Source organism: Amycolatopsis sp. cmx-11-12 (assembly GCF_046269425.1).
Lineage (GTDB): Bacteria > Actinomycetota > Actinomycetes > Mycobacteriales > Pseudonocardiaceae > Amycolatopsis.
In genome coordinates this window covers 1-17610 of record NZ_JADNQM010000035.1, presented here as the reverse complement: position 1 = coordinate 17610, position 17610 = coordinate 1, and the positions used below count along the sequence as shown (strand labels likewise).

Annotated in this window: 18 protein-coding genes; 11 read left to right on the top strand and 7 right to left on the bottom strand. The window is 68.5% G+C overall.

What is annotated here, in order from left to right:
* Positions 1-7: 7 nt before the first annotated feature.
* A complete protein-coding gene (locus ACLARN_RS34620; RefSeq protein WP_409495687.1) occupies positions 8-604 on the bottom strand; it encodes a DUF4383 domain-containing protein in 597 nt (198 codons plus the stop codon).
* A 197-nt stretch (positions 605-801) separates the two neighbouring features.
* Here ACLARN_RS34620 and ACLARN_RS34615 point away from each other — a divergent pair, with 197 nt between their 5' ends.
* Together ACLARN_RS34615 and ACLARN_RS34610 are read left to right on the top strand one after the other, a co-directional pair.
* Positions 802-1698 (top strand): hypothetical protein, encoded by an 897-nt coding sequence (locus tag ACLARN_RS34615; RefSeq protein ID WP_409495686.1) that lies wholly within the window; start codon positions 802-804, stop codon positions 1696-1698.
* A 65-nt stretch (positions 1699-1763) separates the two neighbouring features.
* Positions 1764-2603, top strand: coding sequence for an oxygenase MpaB family protein (locus ACLARN_RS34610; protein WP_409495685.1), 840 nt, complete (start codon positions 1764-1766; stop codon positions 2601-2603).
* Between the two features lies 1 nt (position 2604).
* Here the strand turns inward: ACLARN_RS34610 and ACLARN_RS34605 are convergent, their stop codons facing one another.
* Positions 2605-3822 carry an alpha/beta hydrolase gene (locus ACLARN_RS34605; protein WP_409495684.1) on the bottom strand — a complete coding sequence of 406 codons (1218 nt, stop codon included), beginning with the start codon at positions 3820-3822 and terminating at the stop codon, positions 2605-2607.
* 129 nt (positions 3823-3951) lie between these two features.
* Positions 3952-4899, bottom strand: coding sequence for an alpha/beta hydrolase (locus tag ACLARN_RS34600; protein ID WP_409495683.1), 948 nt, complete (start codon positions 4897-4899; stop codon positions 3952-3954).
* 143 nt (positions 4900-5042) lie between these two features.
* Here ACLARN_RS34600 and ACLARN_RS34595 point away from each other — a divergent pair, with 143 nt between their 5' ends.
* The 5 genes from ACLARN_RS34595 (at position 5043) to ACLARN_RS34575 (ending at position 10081) form a co-directional block, all read left to right on the top strand.
* Positions 5043-5510 carry a MarR family winged helix-turn-helix transcriptional regulator gene (locus ACLARN_RS34595; protein WP_409495682.1) on the top strand — a complete coding sequence of 156 codons (468 nt, stop codon included), beginning with the start codon at positions 5043-5045 and terminating at the stop codon, positions 5508-5510.
* A gap of 27 nt (positions 5511-5537) precedes the next feature.
* The gene (locus ACLARN_RS34590) at positions 5538-6386 is read left to right on the top strand and encodes an SAM-dependent methyltransferase (protein WP_409495681.1); all 849 of its coding nucleotides are present in this window, start codon (positions 5538-5540) and stop codon (positions 6384-6386) included.
* Positions 6387-6514: 128 nt separating this feature from the next.
* On the top strand, positions 6515-7051 hold the full coding sequence (locus tag ACLARN_RS34585) for a PadR family transcriptional regulator (RefSeq protein ID WP_409495680.1): 537 nt from the start codon (positions 6515-6517) through the stop codon (positions 7049-7051).
* Between the two features lie 9 nt (positions 7052-7060).
* Complete coding sequence (locus ACLARN_RS34580; protein ID WP_409495679.1) at positions 7061-9079, top strand: FAD-dependent oxidoreductase; 2019 nt, start codon at positions 7061-7063, stop codon at positions 9077-9079.
* Positions 9080-9127: 48 nt separating this feature from the next.
* A complete protein-coding gene (locus tag ACLARN_RS34575; RefSeq protein WP_409495760.1) occupies positions 9128-10081 on the top strand; it encodes a prephenate dehydrogenase in 954 nt (317 codons plus the stop codon).
* Between the two features lie 69 nt (positions 10082-10150).
* Here the strand turns inward: ACLARN_RS34575 and ACLARN_RS34570 are convergent, their stop codons facing one another.
* The 3 genes from ACLARN_RS34570 to ACLARN_RS34560 all read right to left on the bottom strand — a co-directional run bounded on the left by ACLARN_RS34570 (position 10151) and on the right by ACLARN_RS34560 (position 12232).
* Complete coding sequence (locus ACLARN_RS34570; protein WP_409495678.1) at positions 10151-10423, bottom strand: antitoxin; 273 nt, start codon at positions 10421-10423, stop codon at positions 10151-10153.
* 62 nt (positions 10424-10485) lie between these two features.
* Positions 10486-11418, bottom strand: a complete 933-nt coding sequence (locus tag ACLARN_RS34565) for a TauD/TfdA dioxygenase family protein (protein ID WP_409495677.1) — start codon at positions 11416-11418, stop codon at positions 10486-10488.
* Between the two features lie 475 nt (positions 11419-11893).
* Positions 11894-12232: a hypothetical protein gene (locus ACLARN_RS34560; RefSeq protein WP_409495676.1), complete on the bottom strand. Its 339-nt coding sequence runs from the start codon at positions 12230-12232 to the stop codon at positions 11894-11896.
* 223 nt (positions 12233-12455) lie between these two features.
* On the opposite strand from ACLARN_RS34560, the gene ACLARN_RS34555 reads away from it, so the two are divergent.
* Genes ACLARN_RS34555 through ACLARN_RS34545 form a run of 3 tightly spaced genes read left to right on the top strand, consistent with a single transcriptional unit; the run spans position 12456 to position 15022 of the window.
* Complete coding sequence (locus tag ACLARN_RS34555; RefSeq protein WP_409495675.1) at positions 12456-13904, top strand: MFS transporter; 1449 nt, start codon at positions 12456-12458, stop codon at positions 13902-13904.
* A gap of 34 nt (positions 13905-13938) precedes the next feature.
* Positions 13939-14394, top strand: coding sequence for a redox-sensitive transcriptional activator SoxR (gene soxR, locus ACLARN_RS34550; RefSeq protein WP_409495674.1), 456 nt, complete (start codon positions 13939-13941; stop codon positions 14392-14394).
* Between the two features lie 10 nt (positions 14395-14404).
* On the top strand, positions 14405-15022 hold the full coding sequence (locus ACLARN_RS34545) for an AAA family ATPase (protein ID WP_409495673.1): 618 nt from the start codon (positions 14405-14407) through the stop codon (positions 15020-15022).
* Positions 15023-15025: 3 nt separating this feature from the next.
* Here the strand turns inward: ACLARN_RS34545 and ACLARN_RS34540 are convergent, their stop codons facing one another.
* Positions 15026-16993, bottom strand: coding sequence for an FUSC family protein (locus ACLARN_RS34540; RefSeq protein WP_409495672.1), 1968 nt, complete (start codon positions 16991-16993; stop codon positions 15026-15028).
* A 49-nt stretch (positions 16994-17042) separates the two neighbouring features.
* On the opposite strand from ACLARN_RS34540, the gene ACLARN_RS34535 reads away from it, so the two are divergent.
* A complete protein-coding gene (locus tag ACLARN_RS34535; protein ID WP_409495671.1) occupies positions 17043-17483 on the top strand; it encodes an SRPBCC family protein in 441 nt (146 codons plus the stop codon).
* Positions 17484-17610: the final 127 nt, after the last annotated feature.

Here is a 17610-nt window from a genome sequence, read left to right as displayed (position 1 = left end):
CGCTGATCTAGTGGGCGAGGCCCGGCGGTCGCTCTTCACGAGCGACGGCCGGGTTTTTCTCATGCTTCGGGCGTCGCGGATCGTCCGGAACGGGTTCGACGACCGTGGCGCTGTCGGCCCGGTCCGCCACCACGGTTTCCTCTTCGTCCTCCGGCAGCAGCACCTTGTGCCGCGCGGGCAGGAACGCGATCACCAAGCCGAGCGCGGCGAGGCCGAGATGCAGCCAGTTGTCCGGCCCGTTGAGGTTGAACGGGTTACCCGCCTCTGATACCGGGTTCGTCGAAACGGTCCCGGCGATCATGAGACCCCAGACGAACAGCGCCCCGAAGGCGGCGAACGTCAAGAGACCGAACACCCGGGACCGGCCCGAGCCGAAGATCAGCAGCAGACCGATCGCGCCCAGCAGGACGAAACCGAGGTTGTAGAGAGGGTTCACGGAGAACCCGAGAACGGTCGCGTCGTTCCGGCCGACGAAATTGGCGAACCCGGTCCTGGTGAATCCCACGATCCCGAACACCAGGAAGGCCAGGCTCGCCAGCCCGGCGAGGACTTGCGCGGGCTGGAGCCCCGCCGTCCGGATACGAGCGCGTTGTACACGTGCCATTGCTCCGCCTTCCAGAGTTGGCCACTTAAAGTCACGCTGGGAGTCACATACCCCCGGGACCTCCCGGGCAAACCGGAAAGACGATCCACGGCGACACCGCGCGGTCAAGTCGTCACTGAACTCGCTGTCAAACGAGACCTGCGCCACACGAATGGCCCAGCCGCGAACACGAACGAGTGATGCGGCCAATAAGTCGTGTGGGCAAGGTGAGCGGAGTCTTCCTCCTGGTGGGGCTGTGCCTGGGAGCCATCGTCGCGATGCTGCTGGTTCCGCCGTCGCGGTCCGACACGACCGTCGTCGCCGACGCGGCGTCGGGGGCCGTGGCGATGACCGTCGAATCGGAGCAGGCCGAACCCTCGGTCGTGTCGGAACCGTCGAAGCCTCCCGAGCCCGGCAAGCCGTCGACGGAACTCGACCCGAAGACCCTCGCCGAGCTCGTCCCCGACGGTCAGGTGAGCGTGGTCGTCTACGACCGTGTCGCCAAGAAGAACACGATTTCCCTTAAAGCAGAACGTTCTTACACTTCGGCGTCACTCGTGAAGCTCCTCATCGCGCTCGAAACCCTTCAAGCGGGCGGATCTCCGGGCACCGTGCAGCGGATGCTCTCGGTCAGCGACGACGGCATCGCCAGCAGGCTGTGGTCCGACCACGGCGGACCGGGCATCGTCACCCGCTGGGCGACCAGGATCGGCCTCAGCGATACCCGCCCGCCCGAGGATCCCGGCCGCTGGGGTGACACCCGGATCACCGCCGCGGACATCGCGAAGATCTACCGTTACGTGCTGGACCAGGCCAGCGCGGGAACGCGGACGACGATCATGCGGGCGTTGAGCGGCGCGACGGAGAGCGGCTCCGACGGGATTCGCCAGTATTTCGGCATTCCCGATGCCGTCGGCACTCTCCCCTGGTCGATCAAGCAAGGCTGGGCGTGCTGCCGCGGCGTCCGGATCCTGCACAGCTCCGGCGTCGTCGGCGATCGCCACATCGTCGTCGTGCTGACCTCGCAACCGACCTCGACTACCTACGCCAGCGGCGGAAAACGGGTGACCGAGGTGGTGAAAGCACTGGTCCCGGCGCTGGAGCCAGGCGGCTGAGCCCTATTGACGACCCGTAAACAAGGTGGGACAGTGGCCGTACGCCACTCTCCCGGGAGGTCGTCATGAGCACCGAAGCCCGCCTGCCCGCCGTGACCCCGCTCGGCCCGGATTCCGTTGCCTGGCAAGTGGTCGGCGACCGGAGACTGCTGCTCGGCGCGGGCACCGCATTGCTGTTGCAGGTCGCGCATCCGGTGGTCGGCGCCGGCGTCCACGATCATTCGAACTACACCGAAGACCCGTGGGGCCGCCTCGACCGGACCATCGATTCGTTGCTGTGCCAGGTTTTCGGCGGCCGCGCGGCGATCGCGGAGGCGGAACGGCTCCGCGAGATGCACAAGGCCTTCAAGGGCGTCGACCACCACGGCGAGCGCTATCACGCACTGAACCCAGAGGCCTACCGGTGGGTGCACGGCTCGACGTTCTGGACGATCGTCCGCATGCGGGAAGTCTTCGTACATCCTTTGTCCCGCACGGAAAAACGCCGCTTCTACACCGAATGGCGACGCCTCGGGCTGCTGCTCGGCCTCCGCGAGCACCACATGCCCGCCGACCTCGAAGGGTTCGAGGCGTACTTCGACGAAGTCGTCACGAACCGGCTCGAAGACAATCACACGGTACGAGAACTGCTCGCCTCGATCACCATGCGCGACACTCCTCCGCCGCCGTGGTGGTTCTTGCCGGAAGTCTTGTGGCGCCCGGTCCGACCGGCGGGCGGGAACGTGATGACGCTCTGCGCGATCGGCCTGCTGCCCCAGGCATTACGCGAGCGATTGAGTCTCAAGTGGACAGACGAGGACGAGCGCCGCCTCCAGCGATTGGGAGCGGTCACGAGGGTGGCCGGGAAACGGGTACCCGACCGTCTTCGCTTGTATCCCAAGGCGTACCGCGCCAAACGCGGCTAGCTCACTCGACGACGTCGACCAGCGCGCCCTTCGCCCCGGTGTTGGGCAGCGGCCACGGGGCGACACCGCCGTTGGAGACGATCTTCTTGTCCTGCGGCGCGCTCGGCGGCACGGTCCGCGCGCCGATCCACGCCAGCACGTCGGGAACCTGCGCCTTGAAGGTGTTCATGTTGTGCCCGGCGTCCGGGATCCGCCACGACGAAAGCGTCGCGGGCGCGCGGACGGCGGCCTGGAGCTGGTCGATCGAGAAGCTCTCGAAACTTTCCTTGTCACCGGCGATCGCGAGGATGTCGACCGGCGACGGATGTTTCTGCATGTTCACCGTGATCGTGTTCGCGTCGACGATGTCCTGCCTGCCCTTGAACAGGTTCTCCGTCTCCGCGTCCACCGAAGCCTTGTAGTACCCGCTGACGCTCGCCGCCTGGCCGTACCACTGCGGATGCCGGGTCACCAGGTTCATCGCGCAGTACCCGCCCGAGGACCAGCCCGCCATCGTCCACGCCTTCCGTTGCGGATTGGCGCCGAGCCGCTCGATCGCCCAGTCGCGGATGTCGGCGCTCAGGTAGGTGTCGTTGGCGGTCCCGTTGACCTGGTCGATGCATTCGGTGTCGTGGCCGACCTTCGGCTTCCCGGTCGGATCCGGGATGATCACCAGGGTCGGCGGGAGCACGTGCTTCGCGATGGCCGCGTCGAGCCTGGCGGGCAGTTCGTACGGGCCGGTGACCACTTCCGGACCGGACGGGTAGTTCGGGATCCATTCGATGACCGGGAACTTGAGCGCCCGGTACGCGGGATCGTAGTACTGGGGCGGGAAGTAGACCGAGACGTCGCGAGTGAGCCCGGTGCGCTTGCCGGTCACCGTCATGTGCACGACGGAGCCCTTGCCCTCCTTGGCGCGCATCGCCCCGGCGTCACGCAGTTTGTCGAGGTCCGAGCCGTTCTGGCTCGCGACGGCGTCGACGCTTTCCCCCGAGTACACGCCGGTGCCGAACAGGGCGCCGACGGTCGGGAAGAACCCGCCGATCATGTTCCCGCCCATGGCGGTGCTGACCACGATCAGCACCACCGCGACGAGGATCGTGGTGCTGCGGCCGACCACCTTGCGGCGCCAGCGTTCCCAGAGGAACGGCACGGCGATGATCGCGAGCAGCGTCAGCACCACGACGATGACGAGGTTCAGCGTGGAATCGAGCCGGATGGCACTCAGTCCCAGTCCCATGGCGATCGTTTCCTCCCCGGCCGGGGCCGTGCACCCCACGTCCCACATCTGGATCAAGAGACGTGCGACCACCTGGAAGTGTTGTCCAGGGTGACGCGTGTCACCCTGGACAAACCGTGCCCCGGACTATCAGCCTGCGAGAGCGGTGCGCAGTACCCCGATCGCCTGATTGATCGCCGCTTCCGCGGCATGCGTTTCACGCAGCGTGTTCAGCATGACGAAGTCGTGGACGATGCCCTGGTACCGCACGGCCGTCACCGGCACGCCGGCCTGACGCAGCTTCGCGGCGTACGCCTCGCCTTCGTCGCGCAGGACGTCGGCTTCCCCGGTGATCACCAGGGCGGGCGGCAAACCGGCCAGCTCGTCGAGGCTCGCCCGCAGCGGTGACGCGGTGATCTCCGCGCGCTGCGCCGGGTCGGTCGTGTACTGGTCCCAGAACCACTTCATGCCGTCGAGGGCGAGGAAGTAACCGTCGGCGAACTGCCGGTAGGACTCGGTGTCGAAGTTCGCGTCGGTGACCGGATAGAAGAGGACTTGCTGGCGGAAGGTGACGTCACCGCGCTGCTTCGCCATGAGGGTGAGCGCCGCGGTCATGTTCCCCCCGACGGAGTCACCCGCGATGGCGATCTTCGTGCTGTCGAACCCGTTCTCGGCGCCGTGTTCGGCGACCCACTTCGCCACGGCGTAGTTCTGCTCGATGGCGACCGGGTAGCGCGCCTCCGGCGAGCGGTCGTATTCGGGGAACACGACGGCCGCGCCGGTGCCGACGGCGAGTTCGCGGACCAGGCGCTCGTGCGTGTGGAAGTTCCCGAAAACCCAGCCGGCGCCGTGGATGTAGACGATCACGGGCAGCGGGCCAGTGGCGCCCGGCGGGCGGACGACGCGGACCTCGACACCGTCGACGTGCGTGGTCTCGACGTCAGCGGCGGGCAGTTCGACGTCGCCACCCTGGACCTCGTCGACGGCCTTGCGACCTTCCGCGGGCGGCAACTCGAAGAGGAACGGCGGGTTCGCGGTGGCCTCGACGAAGGCCTGCGCGGCCGGTTCGAGGGCCAGCTTGTGCGGGTTGGCGGTCATTTCTGCCTCCTGGAGTCCGAAGTGATGACTTGAAGGTAGCTCGCAACTTAGTTGTGCACAACTAAACTGCCCTCAAGGAGATCTAGCCCACTCAAGTGGCGTGGTGCGGCATGATCGGCGCACCATGAGGAAAAGGAGGACCGATGCCGACGGACAACACCGGATCGCTGCGCCTGGACGATCAGCTGTGCTTCGGGCTCTACGCGGCTTCGCGCGCGGTGACCGCGCTTTACCGCGTGGTGCTCGACGATCTGGGCCTCACCTATCCCCAGTACCTGGTGATGCTCGCGCTCTGGGAGGAGGACGAGCGGCTGGTCAAGGAACTCGGCACCCGGCTGAACCTCGACTCCGGCACGCTGTCGCCGCTGCTCAAGCGCCTGGAGAAGGCCGGACTGGTCCGGCGTGACCGGCGGGCCGACGACGAACGGTCCGTTCGCATCAGCCTGACCGAGGACGGCGCCCGGCTCAAGGACCGCGCGAGCGGGATCCCGGCGATCATCGGCGACGCGATGGGCCTCGACGCGGCGGGGCTGGCCCGCACCCGCGCGGAACTCGATCGCCTGACCGAATCCGTGAACGCCTACCGCGAGGCGTACGTCCCGGCCGGTTAGCATGAGATTTCCGGCGCGGACAAAGGGATGACGATGATCGATCACGACGCGGCGCTCAAGGCCGTCGAGAACAGCTTGGACCGGCCGTCCGCGGCCCGGGTCTACGACTACTTCATCGGCGGCGACACCCACTACGCCATCGACCGCCTTTTCGCCGAGAAGGTGCGCGAGCGCCTGCCGCTCATGGGTGACTACTGCAAGACCAGCAGGCAGTTCCTCGGCAGGGCCGTGCGGCACTGCGCGGAACTGGGCATCCGGCAGTTCGTCGACATCGGCTCCGGCCTGCCGACCGCGGGCAACGTGCACGAGGTCGCCGACGAGGCGCGGCCGGAGGAGGACACGCACGTCCTCTACATCGACAACGAGCCGATCGCGCTCGCGCACTCGACGCTGCTGCTCGCCGACACCGCCGACCCGGACCGCCACCACGCGATCGCCGCGGACCTGTTCGACCCCGAGGACCTCTGGGAACGGGTGATGGACTCCGGCATCATCGACGTCCGGCAGCCCGTCGCGCTGGTGATCAACGCGGTCATGCACTTCATCAAGGACGAGCAGGACCCGGACGGGCTGCTGGCCTTCTACCGCGACCGGCTCGCGCCCGGCTCACTGCTGGTGCTCTCGCAGATGACCAACGAGAACCCGGCCAACGACGAGGAACGGCAGGCGCTGCTCGACATCCTCGAGTACTACGAGACCACGACGAACCCCGGTTTCCTGCGCACGATGGCCGAGTTCCGGCGGTTCTTCGGCGGCTGGCCGCTGCTGGAGCCGGGCCTGGTCTACGCGCCGGCGTGGCACCCGGACGAGAAGACGGTCTTCGCCGCGGCCCCCTCGGAATCCCGCGTCATCGGCGGTATCGCCCGCAAGCCGTAGCGTTTTCCGCGTGAAGGCCCCCTTCCCTCGGCCATGGTTTTGAGTGACCAGCCGCGCGAAGGGGGCCTTCACGCGCTTGTGACGCGTGTCGCATTGCAGTGCAACTAGGTGCATATGAAACTAGGTGCATGGCATTGGAGCACGCGATCCTGGTTTCGCTGTCCGAGCGGTCCGGCTCGGGCTACGAGCTGACGCGCCGCTTCGAGAAGTCCATCGGGCTGTGGTGGAACGCCACCCACCAGCAGATCTACCGCGTCCTCAAGCGCATGGAGGACGCCGGTTGGGTCGCCGTCGACCACGTCGCGCAGTCCGGGAAGCCCGACAAGAAGGTCTACACCGTCGGCGACGAGGGCCGGGCCGAACTGGCCCGCTGGCTCGCCGAACCCGATCCCGCCGCCTCGGCGCGGGAACTCGCCGTCAAGATCCGCGGCGCGACGCTCGGCGATCCCGGCGCCGTCGCCGCCGAGATCACCCGGCATCGCGACGCGCACGCGGCAAGGCTCGACGCCTACCTGCTGATCGAGAAGCACGACTTCCCCGACCCCGGTGTCCTCAGTGGACAGTCGTTGCACCAGTTCCTCGTGCTGCGCGGAGGAATCCGAACCGAACAGGGCCACGTCGAGTGGCTCGAGGAAGTCCTCCAGGCATTCCACCACGATGCGTAAGGACCAGCGATGAGCCAGTACCCGAACCTGCTGTCCCCTCTCGATCTCGGCTTCACCACCCTGCGCAACCGGGTGATCATGGGCTCGATGCACACCGGCCTCGAAGACAAGGAAGCGCATTTCCCGCAGCTGGCCGAATATTACGCCGAACGCGCCCGCGGCGGTGTCGGGCTGATCGTCACCGGCGGGTTCGCGCCGAACCGGACCGGCTGGCTCCTGCCGCTGGCGTCGAAGCTCTCGACGCGCGCGGAAGCCAAGGCGCACAAGCAACTCACCGATCCGGTGCATGAAGCGGGCGGCAAGATCGCGTTGCAGATCCTGCACGCCGGCCGGTATTCCTACCATCCGCTGAGCGTTTCCGCGTCGGGTATCAAGGCGCCGATCAACCCCTTCAAGCCACGGACCCTTTCCGGGCACGGCGTGCTGAGGCAGATCCGCGCGTTCGCCGATTGTGCCTTCCTCGCCAAGGAAGCGGGCTACGACGGCGTCGAGATCATGGGGTCCGAGGGCTACTTCATCAATCAGTTCCTCGCCGAACGGACCAACAAGCGCACCGACAAATGGGGCGGCAGCGCGGAAAACCGGCGGAGGATCGCCGTCGAGATCGTGCGCCGCACCCGTGAAGCGGTCGGCGAGGACTTCATCATCATCTATCGACTGTCCATGTTGGACCTCGTCGAAGGCGGCCAGAGCTGGGAAGACGTCGTCGCGCTCGCCAAAGAGGTCGAGGAGGCGGGCGCGACGATCATCAACACCGGCATCGGCTGGCACGAGGCGAGGGTGCCGACGATCGTGACGTCCGTGCCGCGCGCGGCCTTCACCTGGGTGACCGGGAAACTCAAACCGCACGTCGGGATCCCGGTCGTCACGTCCAACCGCATCAACATGCCCGAGGTCGCCGAAGAGGCGCTGGCCGGTGGTGACGCGGACCTGGTGTCGATGGCGCGGCCGTTCCTCGCCGACCCCGAATGGATCCGCAAGGCCGAGACCGGGCGCGAGGACGAGATCAACACCTGCATCGCCTGCAACCAGGCCTGCCTCGACCACGCGTTCAAGCGGAAACTGGTTTCCTGCATGGTGAATCCGCGCGCGGGCCACGAGACCACGCTGACCTTGTCGCCCACGCGCAAGACCAAACGCGTCGCCGTCGTCGGCGCGGGTCCCGCCGGGCTCGCGGCCGCGACCAGCCTCGCCGAACGCGGGCACGCCGTCGAACTGTTCGAGGCCGACGACGAGATCGGCGGCCAGTTCGGCATCGCGCGGAAGATCCCCGGCAAGGAGGAGTTCGCGGAGACGATCCGCTACTACACGCGACGACTGGAGGTCACCGGCGTCAAGGTGCACCTCGGCATCCGGGTGACCGCCGCCGACGTCGTGGACGCCGGGTTCGACGAGGTCGTGCTGGCCACCGGCGTGGCGCCGCGGGTGCCGTCGCTGCCCGGGATCGACCACCCCAAGGTGCTGTCCTATGTGGACGTCGTGAAGCACGGGAAACCGGTGGGCGGGAAGGTCGCGGTGATCGGCGCGGGCGGGATCGGCGTGGACGTCAGCGAGTTCCTGACGCACACCACCTCCCCCGCGCTCGATCTGGACGCGTGGATGGCCGAATGGGGCGTCACCGATCCCGAGCACGCGGCCGGCGGGCTGACCGAGCGGAAGGTCGAGCCGTCACCGCGGCAGGTCTTCCTGCTGCAACGCAAGAAGTCCGGGATCGGCGCGGGGCTGGGCAAGACCAGCGGCTGGGTGCACCGGGCGGCGCTGAAGGCCAAACGCGTCGAGCAGCTCACCGGGGTCACCTACGACCGGATCGACGACGACGGCCTGCACATCACCGTGGGTGACAAGCCGCGTGTGCTCGAGGTGGACAACGTCGTCGTCTGCGCCGGACAGGAGCCGGTGCGCGACCTCGCCGACGGCCTGCGGGCGGCCGGGGTGCCGGTGCATCTGATCGGCGGCGCCGACGTCGCGGCGGAACTGGACGCCAAACGGGCCATCGATCAGGGAACGCGCCTGGCCGCTGTTCTCTGACGAGTGGGCTCGCAGATGGCAGGATGAACACTTGTGCGAGACGTATGCGTGATCGGGCTCGGGTTGATCGGCGGTTCGCTGCTGCGCGCGGCGAACTCGATCGGCCGCACCACGTTCGGGGCGGCGACCTCCGAAGCTGACGCGGACGCGGCCAGCAGAGCGGGTTTCGACGTCACCACGCAGGTCGAAGCGGCGCTGAGCAAGGCCGCCGAGCGGGACGCGATGATCGTGCTCGCGGTGCCACTGCCCGCGGTCGAAGACGTGCTTCGGACCGTTTCGCGGGTCGCCGGGCACTGCGTGCTCACCGACGTCACCAGCGTGAAGGGCCCGGTGCTCGACGCTGTCCGGCGCCGCGCGCCGTACGCGAAGTTCGTCGGCGGGCATCCGATGGCCGGGACCGCGGCGTCGGGCTGGAAGGCGAGCAACCCGGCACTGTTCGGCGGTGCCGCGTGGGTGCTGGGCGTCGAGCACGACACCGATCTGACCGCTTGGGCCGAGGTCGCGCAGCTGGTGCTGGACGTCGGCGCGCACGTCGTGCCGCTGCCCGCGGACTCGCATGACGAGACGGTCGCGCGGATCTCGCATCTGCCGCATATCTTCGCGGCCATCCTGGCCACGATCGGCGCGCAGGGCGGGCCGCTGGCGATGTCACTGGCCGCCGGGTCCTACACGGACGGCACGCGCGTCGCCGGGTCGAGCCCGGCGCTGGTGCGGGCGATGACCGAAGGCAACCGGGACGCGTTGCTCCCGATCGTCGACGAGGCGCTCGGACGGCTGGGTGCCGCACGGGGTTCGCTGGCGTCGACGGGCGGGCTCGCGGTGACGGTCAACGCCGGCCACGAGGGCGCGCAAGCGTTTGCGACCGCCAAGGACGCGGAGCGCGCGGGGGTGCGCGTCAGTCTGACCGCCCCCGACGCGCGGGATGGCCTGATCGCTCTCGGCGAGCGCGGTGGCCGGATCACGGCGATCGACGGCGACACCGCGATCGGCGAGGTCTCCTGACGCGATTCGGCACCTACTTGCGATCGTTGCGCGCGCAAGGATCGCAAGTAGGTGCCGAATCGCGAGGGTTTACTGGCCCTGCGGCGGCTGCGGCTTCGGCGGCTGCTGGTTCGGCGGCTGCGGTTTCGGCGGCTGCTGGTCCTGGGGCGGGTTGTCCGGGGTGTCGTCGAATTTGTTGATGAACCCCTTCGCCTTGTCGACCCCGGAGTCGATCTGGGAGCCGTGGCCGAACTTCGACTTGGCGAATTCCGCCGCCTTGTCCAGGCCGCCCTCGATCTTGTCGTTGTGCTCACGGAGAGCGTCGGTGGCCTTGTTCTTCAATTCATCGAAGTTGATGCCCATGGCCTCATCGTCACACAGGTACCGGGCAACCCGCGCCGACGATCACCCGTCGTGGGGACCGCTCAGAACGGCCGGTCCCCCACGATGGCGACGCGCTCGGCCACTCGCGCGTACGGGTGGTAGTCGTTGACGGCGTAGTGCTGCGTGGCGCGGTTGTCCCAGAAGGCCACCGAACCGGGCCGCCAATTGAAGCGCACCTGGAACTCCGGGACGTGCGCGCGGCTGAAGAGGTACCGCAGCAGCCTGTCGCTCTCTTCGCGGTCGAGCCCGACGATGTGGGTCGTGAAGGCCTGGTTCACGAACAGGGTGCGCCGCCCGGTTTCCGGATGCGTGCGGACGACCGGGTGCTCGACCGGCGGGAAGGCGTCCTGGTGGCGCAGGAGCAGGTCCGGATCGGAGAAGCGGGCGAAGCCGGGGATGAAGTCGTGCACCGCGGTCAGCCCGTCGATGCGGGCACGGACGTCTTCCGGCAGGTTGTCGTAGGCGGCGGCCATGTCGGCCCACATCGTGTCGCCGCCGACCGGCGGGACCTCGATCAGCCGCAGCACCGAGCCGAGCGCCGGCGCGGGCCGGAACGTGACGTCGACGTGCCAGATGTTCTCGAACGCGGGCATGGTCGCGGACCGGGTGAACCGGGTGGTGTCCTCGGTTTCCCCCTTCGGGATGAACGGGTTCGTCTCCAGCTCGCCCCAGTGGGCGGCGAACGCGCGCTGGTGCGCCGAGGTGATGCGCTGGTCGCGGAAGAACAGCACCTTCCACTCCAGCAACGCGCGGTTCAGCTCGGCCTGGAGCGCGGGTGTCAGGGGTTCGGCGAGGTCGACGCCGCCGATCTCGGCACCGATCACGCGTCCGAACGGACGCAGCGCGAACAGCTCGTAAGGACGTTCTTCGACGCCCTCCGGCAGGCGCCGCAGCACGCGCGGCCCTTCGAGGATTCCGCCGTCGGGGACGGTCGCCGGGCGGACGCGGACACGGTCGGGCAGCTCTACGGACATGCTCGGCTCCAGGGTTTCCGATTTCCGGGGATGACGAAGAAGGCCACCTGTGCGGATGGCCTTCGCGGGAAATGCGGTTACGCGGGCGGCGAGCCCAGCCGTCCACGGCGTAGGAGCAGTGCGGCGACGCCTTCACCCACCGTGCGGTGGGGCGCGAACTCCCAGGTGACGGACACCCCGCCATAGTGTCCGCGTTCTGGCACTCGGTCAACACCGTCCATGAGACGGGACGAGGGCATCGACACGTTAGTGTCGCGCGTCAGAAATTCGCGCCGTGAATTGATGCTGGAATCCGGACGGCCGCTGAATCGTTGCTCCTGACCTGATGTGTCGCGAAAGCCACTTTCGGGACGTCAGATGTCGCGAAAGTGGCTTTCGCGACACGTGCTGGGCGGCTGGGCGCCGAACAGCGTGACACAACACCGGAACCTGAGCACGAACTTAAGTCGCCAACTAACGAATCGCCACGTTAGCCCTACCTGCGTCGCTCGGATGGGAAGCTGCCCGACCAAGCGTTCCGCTGTTCGCGTGGCCGGAGCGCCTCGGCGAGCACCCATTGCGAATGCGTGGTCCCGCCCCGGCCGACCGGGCCGAGCTGGAAGGTCACCCAGCCGACCCAGTGCCCCGTCGTCGTCGCCCGCCACATCCCCAGCAGTCCGGGGACGATGGCGGTCAGGTCGAGGCCGTCGGGCAGCCGGGTCTTCGCCGGGCCGACCGCGTACACCAGCTTGAGGTCGACCCAAACAGGCTGGTTGGGCCGGACCATGTGCAGGTGACGCGGCCCCGGCGGCGACGTGTCACCAGTGTCGAGCATGGCCCGATTATGCGTCACTTTCTCGAACATTCGTTCGAGACGATGCTCACCCTCCCCCGTCCGGGTGGTACCCCTCGTCAGTGACGCGGCCCGCCACTACCAGCGCGTTTGACCTCAACTTCAGTTGAGGTGTTGAGCTGCTCGCCGACTTCTTCGGTACTAGAGAAAGCGAACAGCCATGGCAGGCAGCACGACCGAAAATCCCTCCCCGGAGCAGGCTTCGGTGGATCGACCGTCTCCGTTGACCCTTCCGGTGGTCCTGGTCGGCGTCGTCCTGGTGGCGATGTCCATCTCGGGGACCGCGGTGGCGCTGCCGAGTATCGGCCGTGATCTCGATACCTCCGGCTCCCCGTTGAACTGGGTCGTGGCCGGTTACAACCTGGCCTTCGCCGCCATGACTCTCATCACGGGATCGGCAGCCGACCGGATCGGCAGGCGACGGGTGTTCGTCGGCTCGGCGCTGGTCTTCGCGGCCGGATTTCTCGGGACGGCGCTGAGCCCGGCGATCGTCGTCACCGACGTCGCTCGCGTCGTCTCCGGTGTCGGCGGCGCCGGGATCATGGCGGCCGGCGGCGCCATCCTCGCCTCCAGCTACGACGGGGCGGCCCGCAATCGCGCCTTCGCCCTGATGGGCACCATGGCCGGGGTCGGCATCGCCATCGGCCCCACCCTGTCGGGCCTGCTGATCAGTGCCACCGGATGGAGGGGGAGCTTCGCGGTCTTCACGGTCGTCGGCCTGCTGGTCGCCTTGGGCGGGACCCGTGCCCGCGAGTCCCGCGCGACCGACACCGGCCGGGCGGACTGGGCGGGCAGTGTCCTGTTCGTCGCCGCGCTGGCACTGCTGATGTTCGCGCTCCTGGAGGCGCCGTCGCTCGGCTGGTCCCATCCGGTCATCCTGCTCACCGGGGTCGCCGGCGTGGTCGTACTGGTCGTCTTCGGCGTCGTCCAGCGGCGCAGCGCCGCTCCGGTACTGGCACCCGAACTGGTCGCCAATCGCGGTTTCCTCGGCTGGAGCCTGGCGACCCTGACCACGTCCGTCGGGTTCCTCGGCGTCCTGGTCTTCCTGCCCACCTACTTGCAGGCGGCGGCAGGGCTCTCTCCCGCCGCCTCGGGGGTGACGATGCTGTTGCTGACGGCCCCGGTGCTGATCATGCCCATGGTCGCGGTGGCGCTGGTGAACAAGGGCGTTCCGGCCCGGCCGCTGATCGTGATCGCCCTGGTGCTGGTCGTGGCCGGGAATCTGTGGCTGGTGACGTTGAACGCCGAGGACGCGGTCGTGGCCGTCGCGGCGCCGCTGGTGATGATCGGGGTGGGCATGGGTGCTTCCTTCGGCATCACCGACGGCCAGGCCATGGCCCTCGTCCCGGCCGACGCCGTCGGCATGGCGGCAGGCTTCCTCAACACCCTGCGGGGAGCGGCCGAGGCTCTCGTGATCGCCGCGTACAGTGCCTCCATCGTCGGCCTCCTCACGGCGAGGCTCGACGACCCGGCCCACGCCGCCAAGGTCGGCGCCGGACGCCTCACCGAGGGAGCCGAGGCTGTGGAACTGGACGCCTTCACCTGGTCATGGCAACTGACCCAGCTCGGCGTCGGCCTGCTCTGCCTGGTCCTGTCGATCGTCGTGACCGTCCTGATTCACCGCCGCGCCGCGACGTCCCGTCGCGGCACCTGACCACTGGCGGCCCGAACGAGCGAGGAGCGGACAAGTGCGCGCCAGTCCCGAGGACCATCTCACGATCGGTGAGGTCGTCCACCGGACCGGCGTGCCCGCCTCCGCCTTGCACTTCTACGAACGCAAGGGCCTGATCTTCAGCGAACGCACCGGCAGCAATCAGCGGATCTTCTCGCGGCACATGCTCCGCCGGATCTCCTTGATCCTGGTGGCGAAGCGCCTCCACATTCCGCTGACGGACGTCGCCGAGGTCTTCGTCGGCCTCCCCGCCGATCGCGCCCCCACCCACCAGGACTGGCAGCGTGTCTCCCGGCGCTGGAAGAGACAACTGGAGGAACGCCGCCGCGCCCTCGAGTCCCTCGAACACGAACTCACCGGCTGCATCGGCTGCGGCTGCCTGTCGATGAAGGCGTGCCTGCTCCTCAACCCCGACGACGCCCTCCAGGGTCGTGGCCCCGGACCGGTGCGGCTCCAGCAGCGGGCACCTTAGGGTCGGGGGCATGCTTGTCTGGATCAACGGCCCGTTCGGCGGTGGCAAGACGCAGACCGCGCACGAGGTGCGCCGTCGCCTTCCCGGCAGTGTTCTCAGTGATCCCGAAGTCGCGGGATTCGGCCTGCACCGGATGCTGCCGCGGGGGCTGCGTGGCGACTTCCAGGATCTGCCCGCGTGGCGCCAGGGCGTGTTCGAGATGCTCGACCTGCTGCTCCGCGAGCAGGACGGCGTGGTGGTCGTGCCGATGACGCTGGTCGAGCCGAAGTACTTCGAGGAGATCGTCGGCGAACTGCGGGACCGCGGGCACGATGTCCGTCACTTCGCGCTGCTGGCCGAACGCGAGACCGTGCTGCGGCGGCTGAGCGAACGCGGCGTCGTCCACTCCGTGCGCGGTGTGCCACCGAAACGCGAGAGTTTCGCGGTGTCGAAACTCGACCTCTGCCTGGATCGGCTGCGCGGCGCGGAGTTCGGCGAGCACATCCAGACCGACCGGCTCACCGTCGCCAAGGTCGCCGATCGGATCGCCGAGTCGGCGGGACTGTCGCTCGAACCGAACACGGACAGCGCGCTGCGGGGCTTCGTCCGTCGCAAGTGGACGAGCGTGAAGCACATCCGGTTCGGCTGACGTTCAGGCGCGGCGGTGATACGGCAGGAACCGCCGGACCAGGCGCAGCGGCGCGCGTTCGACGAGGTCGGGGCCTCGCACGGCGTCGAAGGCGGCGCCGATCTGGTCGACGACACCGGACAGTTGCTCGTTGTCGGGCATCGGCATTTCCGCCGGGTCCCGTTCTTCGCGGACGGCGGCACCGAGTTCGGCGAGCGCGGCCGTCAGGAGGGCGATGTCGGCGTCGGACGGTGCGGGGGCGCCGCCGCCGAGGGTGACGCCGACCTCGGTGACGGCGTCGGCGACGCGTTCGAGTCCGGCGATCACCGGCCACCAGGCGACGGCCTGCCGTCCGGCGGCGGAGGGTTCGACGACGACCTGCTGGAACGCGGTCCGCAGGTCGGCCAGTGCGCGGTAAGCGCGACGGCGGGCACGTGAGCGTTCCAGGCGTGCTTCGCCCGACGGCGCGAGCACGAGTCCTTTGTCGACGTACTTCACCAGGCTGTCGAGGCTTTCGGCGAGCCGTCCGCCGATCTGCGGGCGGCGGCTGCCCGGCCAGAGCAGGTAGCCGAAGAGCAGGACGATCGCGCAGCCCAGCACGGTGTCGACGAGCCGCGCGAGCACGACGTCCCAGCTTCCGGTGCTGGCGAGGTCCATCTGCAGGATGATCAGTGGTGTCACGAAGGCGCTGAGAATGCCGTAGTTGCGGACCTTGCCGACCGCGACGCCGCCCGCGAACACGGCGATAAGCAGGACCAGCAGCCAGCCCTCGCCACCCGCGGCGAGCACGGCCGCGCCGATGCCCACGCCGATCACCGTGCCGATCCCGCGCAGCACCGCGCGGCCGAACACCGAGCCGAAGTCCGGTTTGAGGACGATGCCGACGGTGAGCGTGATCCAGTAGGAGCGTTCGAACGGGACGAACAGCGCGACGACTTCGGCGATCGCGACGCACAGCGTGAGGCGGAGCGCGGCGAACCAGGTGAGCGGGCCGGAGATGAGCGAACCCGCCCAGCTTCGGAGGCGCTTGTGCCACGGCTGGACCTCGCGCCGTTTCCGGTTGTCGCCCTTGCCTATCCGGGTGAGCCCGGCGTAGAGCGCGGCCAGGACGGCGTCGACGTCCTCCTCGGGCGGTGACGGTGGTTCCGGCAACGGCTGGTTCGCGAGCACGGCGGCCGATGTCGCGATGAAGTGGTCGATCACGTCGTCCGGGGCGCGGCGGCCCGCGTTGACCATCGCGACCGACGCCTCGACGGCCGGGGTGCTGGCCGACAGCAGGTTGAGCAGTTGCCGGTAGGTGGCGTCGCGGCCGGACAGCCAGGACCGGGCGGTGAGCAGCCGGTCGTACGCGGTGTTCATGGCGGTCGTGAGCTGGTGACGCGCGACGCGGGAGGTGGCTTCGTCGGTCGCGGACAGCATCGCGGCGAGTTCGACGTAGACGTGGGCGACGGCGCCGCGTTCCGGGCTGGTGGCGCGGAAGGTCCAGCTGGAGAGCGCGATGAGCAGGCTCCAGGCGGCGCCGACGCAGAAGTAGCCGAGCAGGATTTCGACGCGCAGGCCGGTGACGTGCTGGCCGGTGCCGAGTACGCAGAAGACGAACATCTGGAGCCCGGCGACCGACGCGTTGCTGCCTGCCGCGCTGATCAGCGCGGACACCGCCGCGACGCCGACGACGGCCGGGATGGAGGCGGCGGGGATGCCGCCGGTGATCAGTCCGGCGAAGTAGCCGAGGGCGGCGGCCGCGGTGGCGCCGCCGAGCCGTCGGGCGCGGTAGCGGTACGGGCCGGCGGATTCGGACAGGACGGTGGGCAGGGCGCCGGTGGAGATGAGCGCGCCGACGCCGATGTCGCCGAGCGCGTAACCGACGGCCAGCGGGACGGCGAGCGCGAGGACCGCACGGGCGACCATGTTCCACGGGATGGGAACCGGCGTGCTGCGGAGCAGCTGCACCAGCCAATGTGGTGCGGCGATCTCGCGGCGCGTCGTGCTCACGCCCCTATCTTGACTTATCTGCGGCGGCTGAAGCGGTTATCGTCGCCACATGGGCAAGACCTACTCCTTCGAGATCAACCGGACGAGCAGCGCCTCGCCCGCTTCCCTCTTCGCGCTGGAGGCCGACGGTTCCCGGTGGTCGGAATGGGCGAAGCCGGTGGTGTTCCACTCGCGCTGGGCGCGGGAACCGGGCGAGGACGGGGTGGGCGCCGTCCGGGCCGTCGGCCTGTGGCCGGTGTATCTCCACGAAGAGACGCTGGAGTACGAACAGGACAGAAAGCACGTCTACGGCTTCGCGGGCCTCAAACTGCTGAAGGACTACCGTGCCGAGGTCTTGTTCACGCCGACCGCTTCCGGCGGCACAGAGCTGCGCTGGACCGGCCGGTTCACCGAACCGCTGCCCGGCACCGGCGTCGCCGTCCGCGCCGCACTGCGCTCGGTCATCTCGATTCTGTCCGCTCGCCTGGTGAAACACGCCGAACGCGCCTGACCCCCACCCGTCCCAGGGCAATGCCACTTACTTAGCAGCTGCCGGTCTGACTGTGATGGTGGTGTTGCTGATTGTAACGGGGTGTGGGGTAGCGTTCCGTTGTGGGTGTGACGCGTGATTTGCGGTC

Bases quoted from the DNA above. Each gene is read 5' to 3' on its own strand.
- ACLARN_RS34565 (WP_409495677.1), bottom strand. From the start codon at position 11,418: ATGTCCGTAGAGCTGCCCGACCGTGTCCGCGTCCGCCCGGCGACCGTC.
- ACLARN_RS34600 (WP_409495683.1), bottom strand. From the start codon at position 4,899: ATGACCGCCAACCCGCACAAGCTGGCCCTCGAACCGGCCGCGCAGGCC.
- ACLARN_RS34595 (WP_409495682.1), top strand. From the start codon at position 5,043: ATGCCGACGGACAACACCGGATCGCTGCGCCTGGACGATCAGCTGTGC.
- ACLARN_RS34580 (WP_409495679.1), top strand. From the start codon at position 7,061: ATGAGCCAGTACCCGAACCTGCTGTCCCCTCTCGATCTCGGCTTCACC.
- ACLARN_RS34585 (WP_409495680.1), top strand. From the start codon at position 6,515: ATGGCATTGGAGCACGCGATCCTGGTTTCGCTGTCCGAGCGGTCCGGC.
- ACLARN_RS34610 (WP_409495685.1), top strand. From the start codon at position 1,764: ATGAGCACCGAAGCCCGCCTGCCCGCCGTGACCCCGCTCGGCCCGGAT.
- ACLARN_RS34560 (WP_409495676.1), bottom strand. From the start codon at position 12,232: ATGCTCGACACTGGTGACACGTCGCCGCCGGGGCCGCGTCACCTGCAC.
- ACLARN_RS34545 (WP_409495673.1), top strand. From the start codon at position 14,405: ATGCTTGTCTGGATCAACGGCCCGTTCGGCGGTGGCAAGACGCAGACC.
- ACLARN_RS34570 (WP_409495678.1), bottom strand. From the start codon at position 10,423: ATGGGCATCAACTTCGATGAATTGAAGAACAAGGCCACCGACGCTCTC.
- ACLARN_RS34590 (WP_409495681.1), top strand. From the start codon at position 5,538: ATGACGATGATCGATCACGACGCGGCGCTCAAGGCCGTCGAGAACAGC.
- ACLARN_RS34605 (WP_409495684.1), bottom strand. From the start codon at position 3,822: ATGGGACTGGGACTGAGTGCCATCCGGCTCGATTCCACGCTGAACCTC.
- ACLARN_RS34620 (WP_409495687.1), bottom strand. From the start codon at position 604: ATGGCACGTGTACAACGCGCTCGTATCCGGACGGCGGGGCTCCAGCCC.
- ACLARN_RS34535 (WP_409495671.1), top strand. From the start codon at position 17,043: ATGGGCAAGACCTACTCCTTCGAGATCAACCGGACGAGCAGCGCCTCG.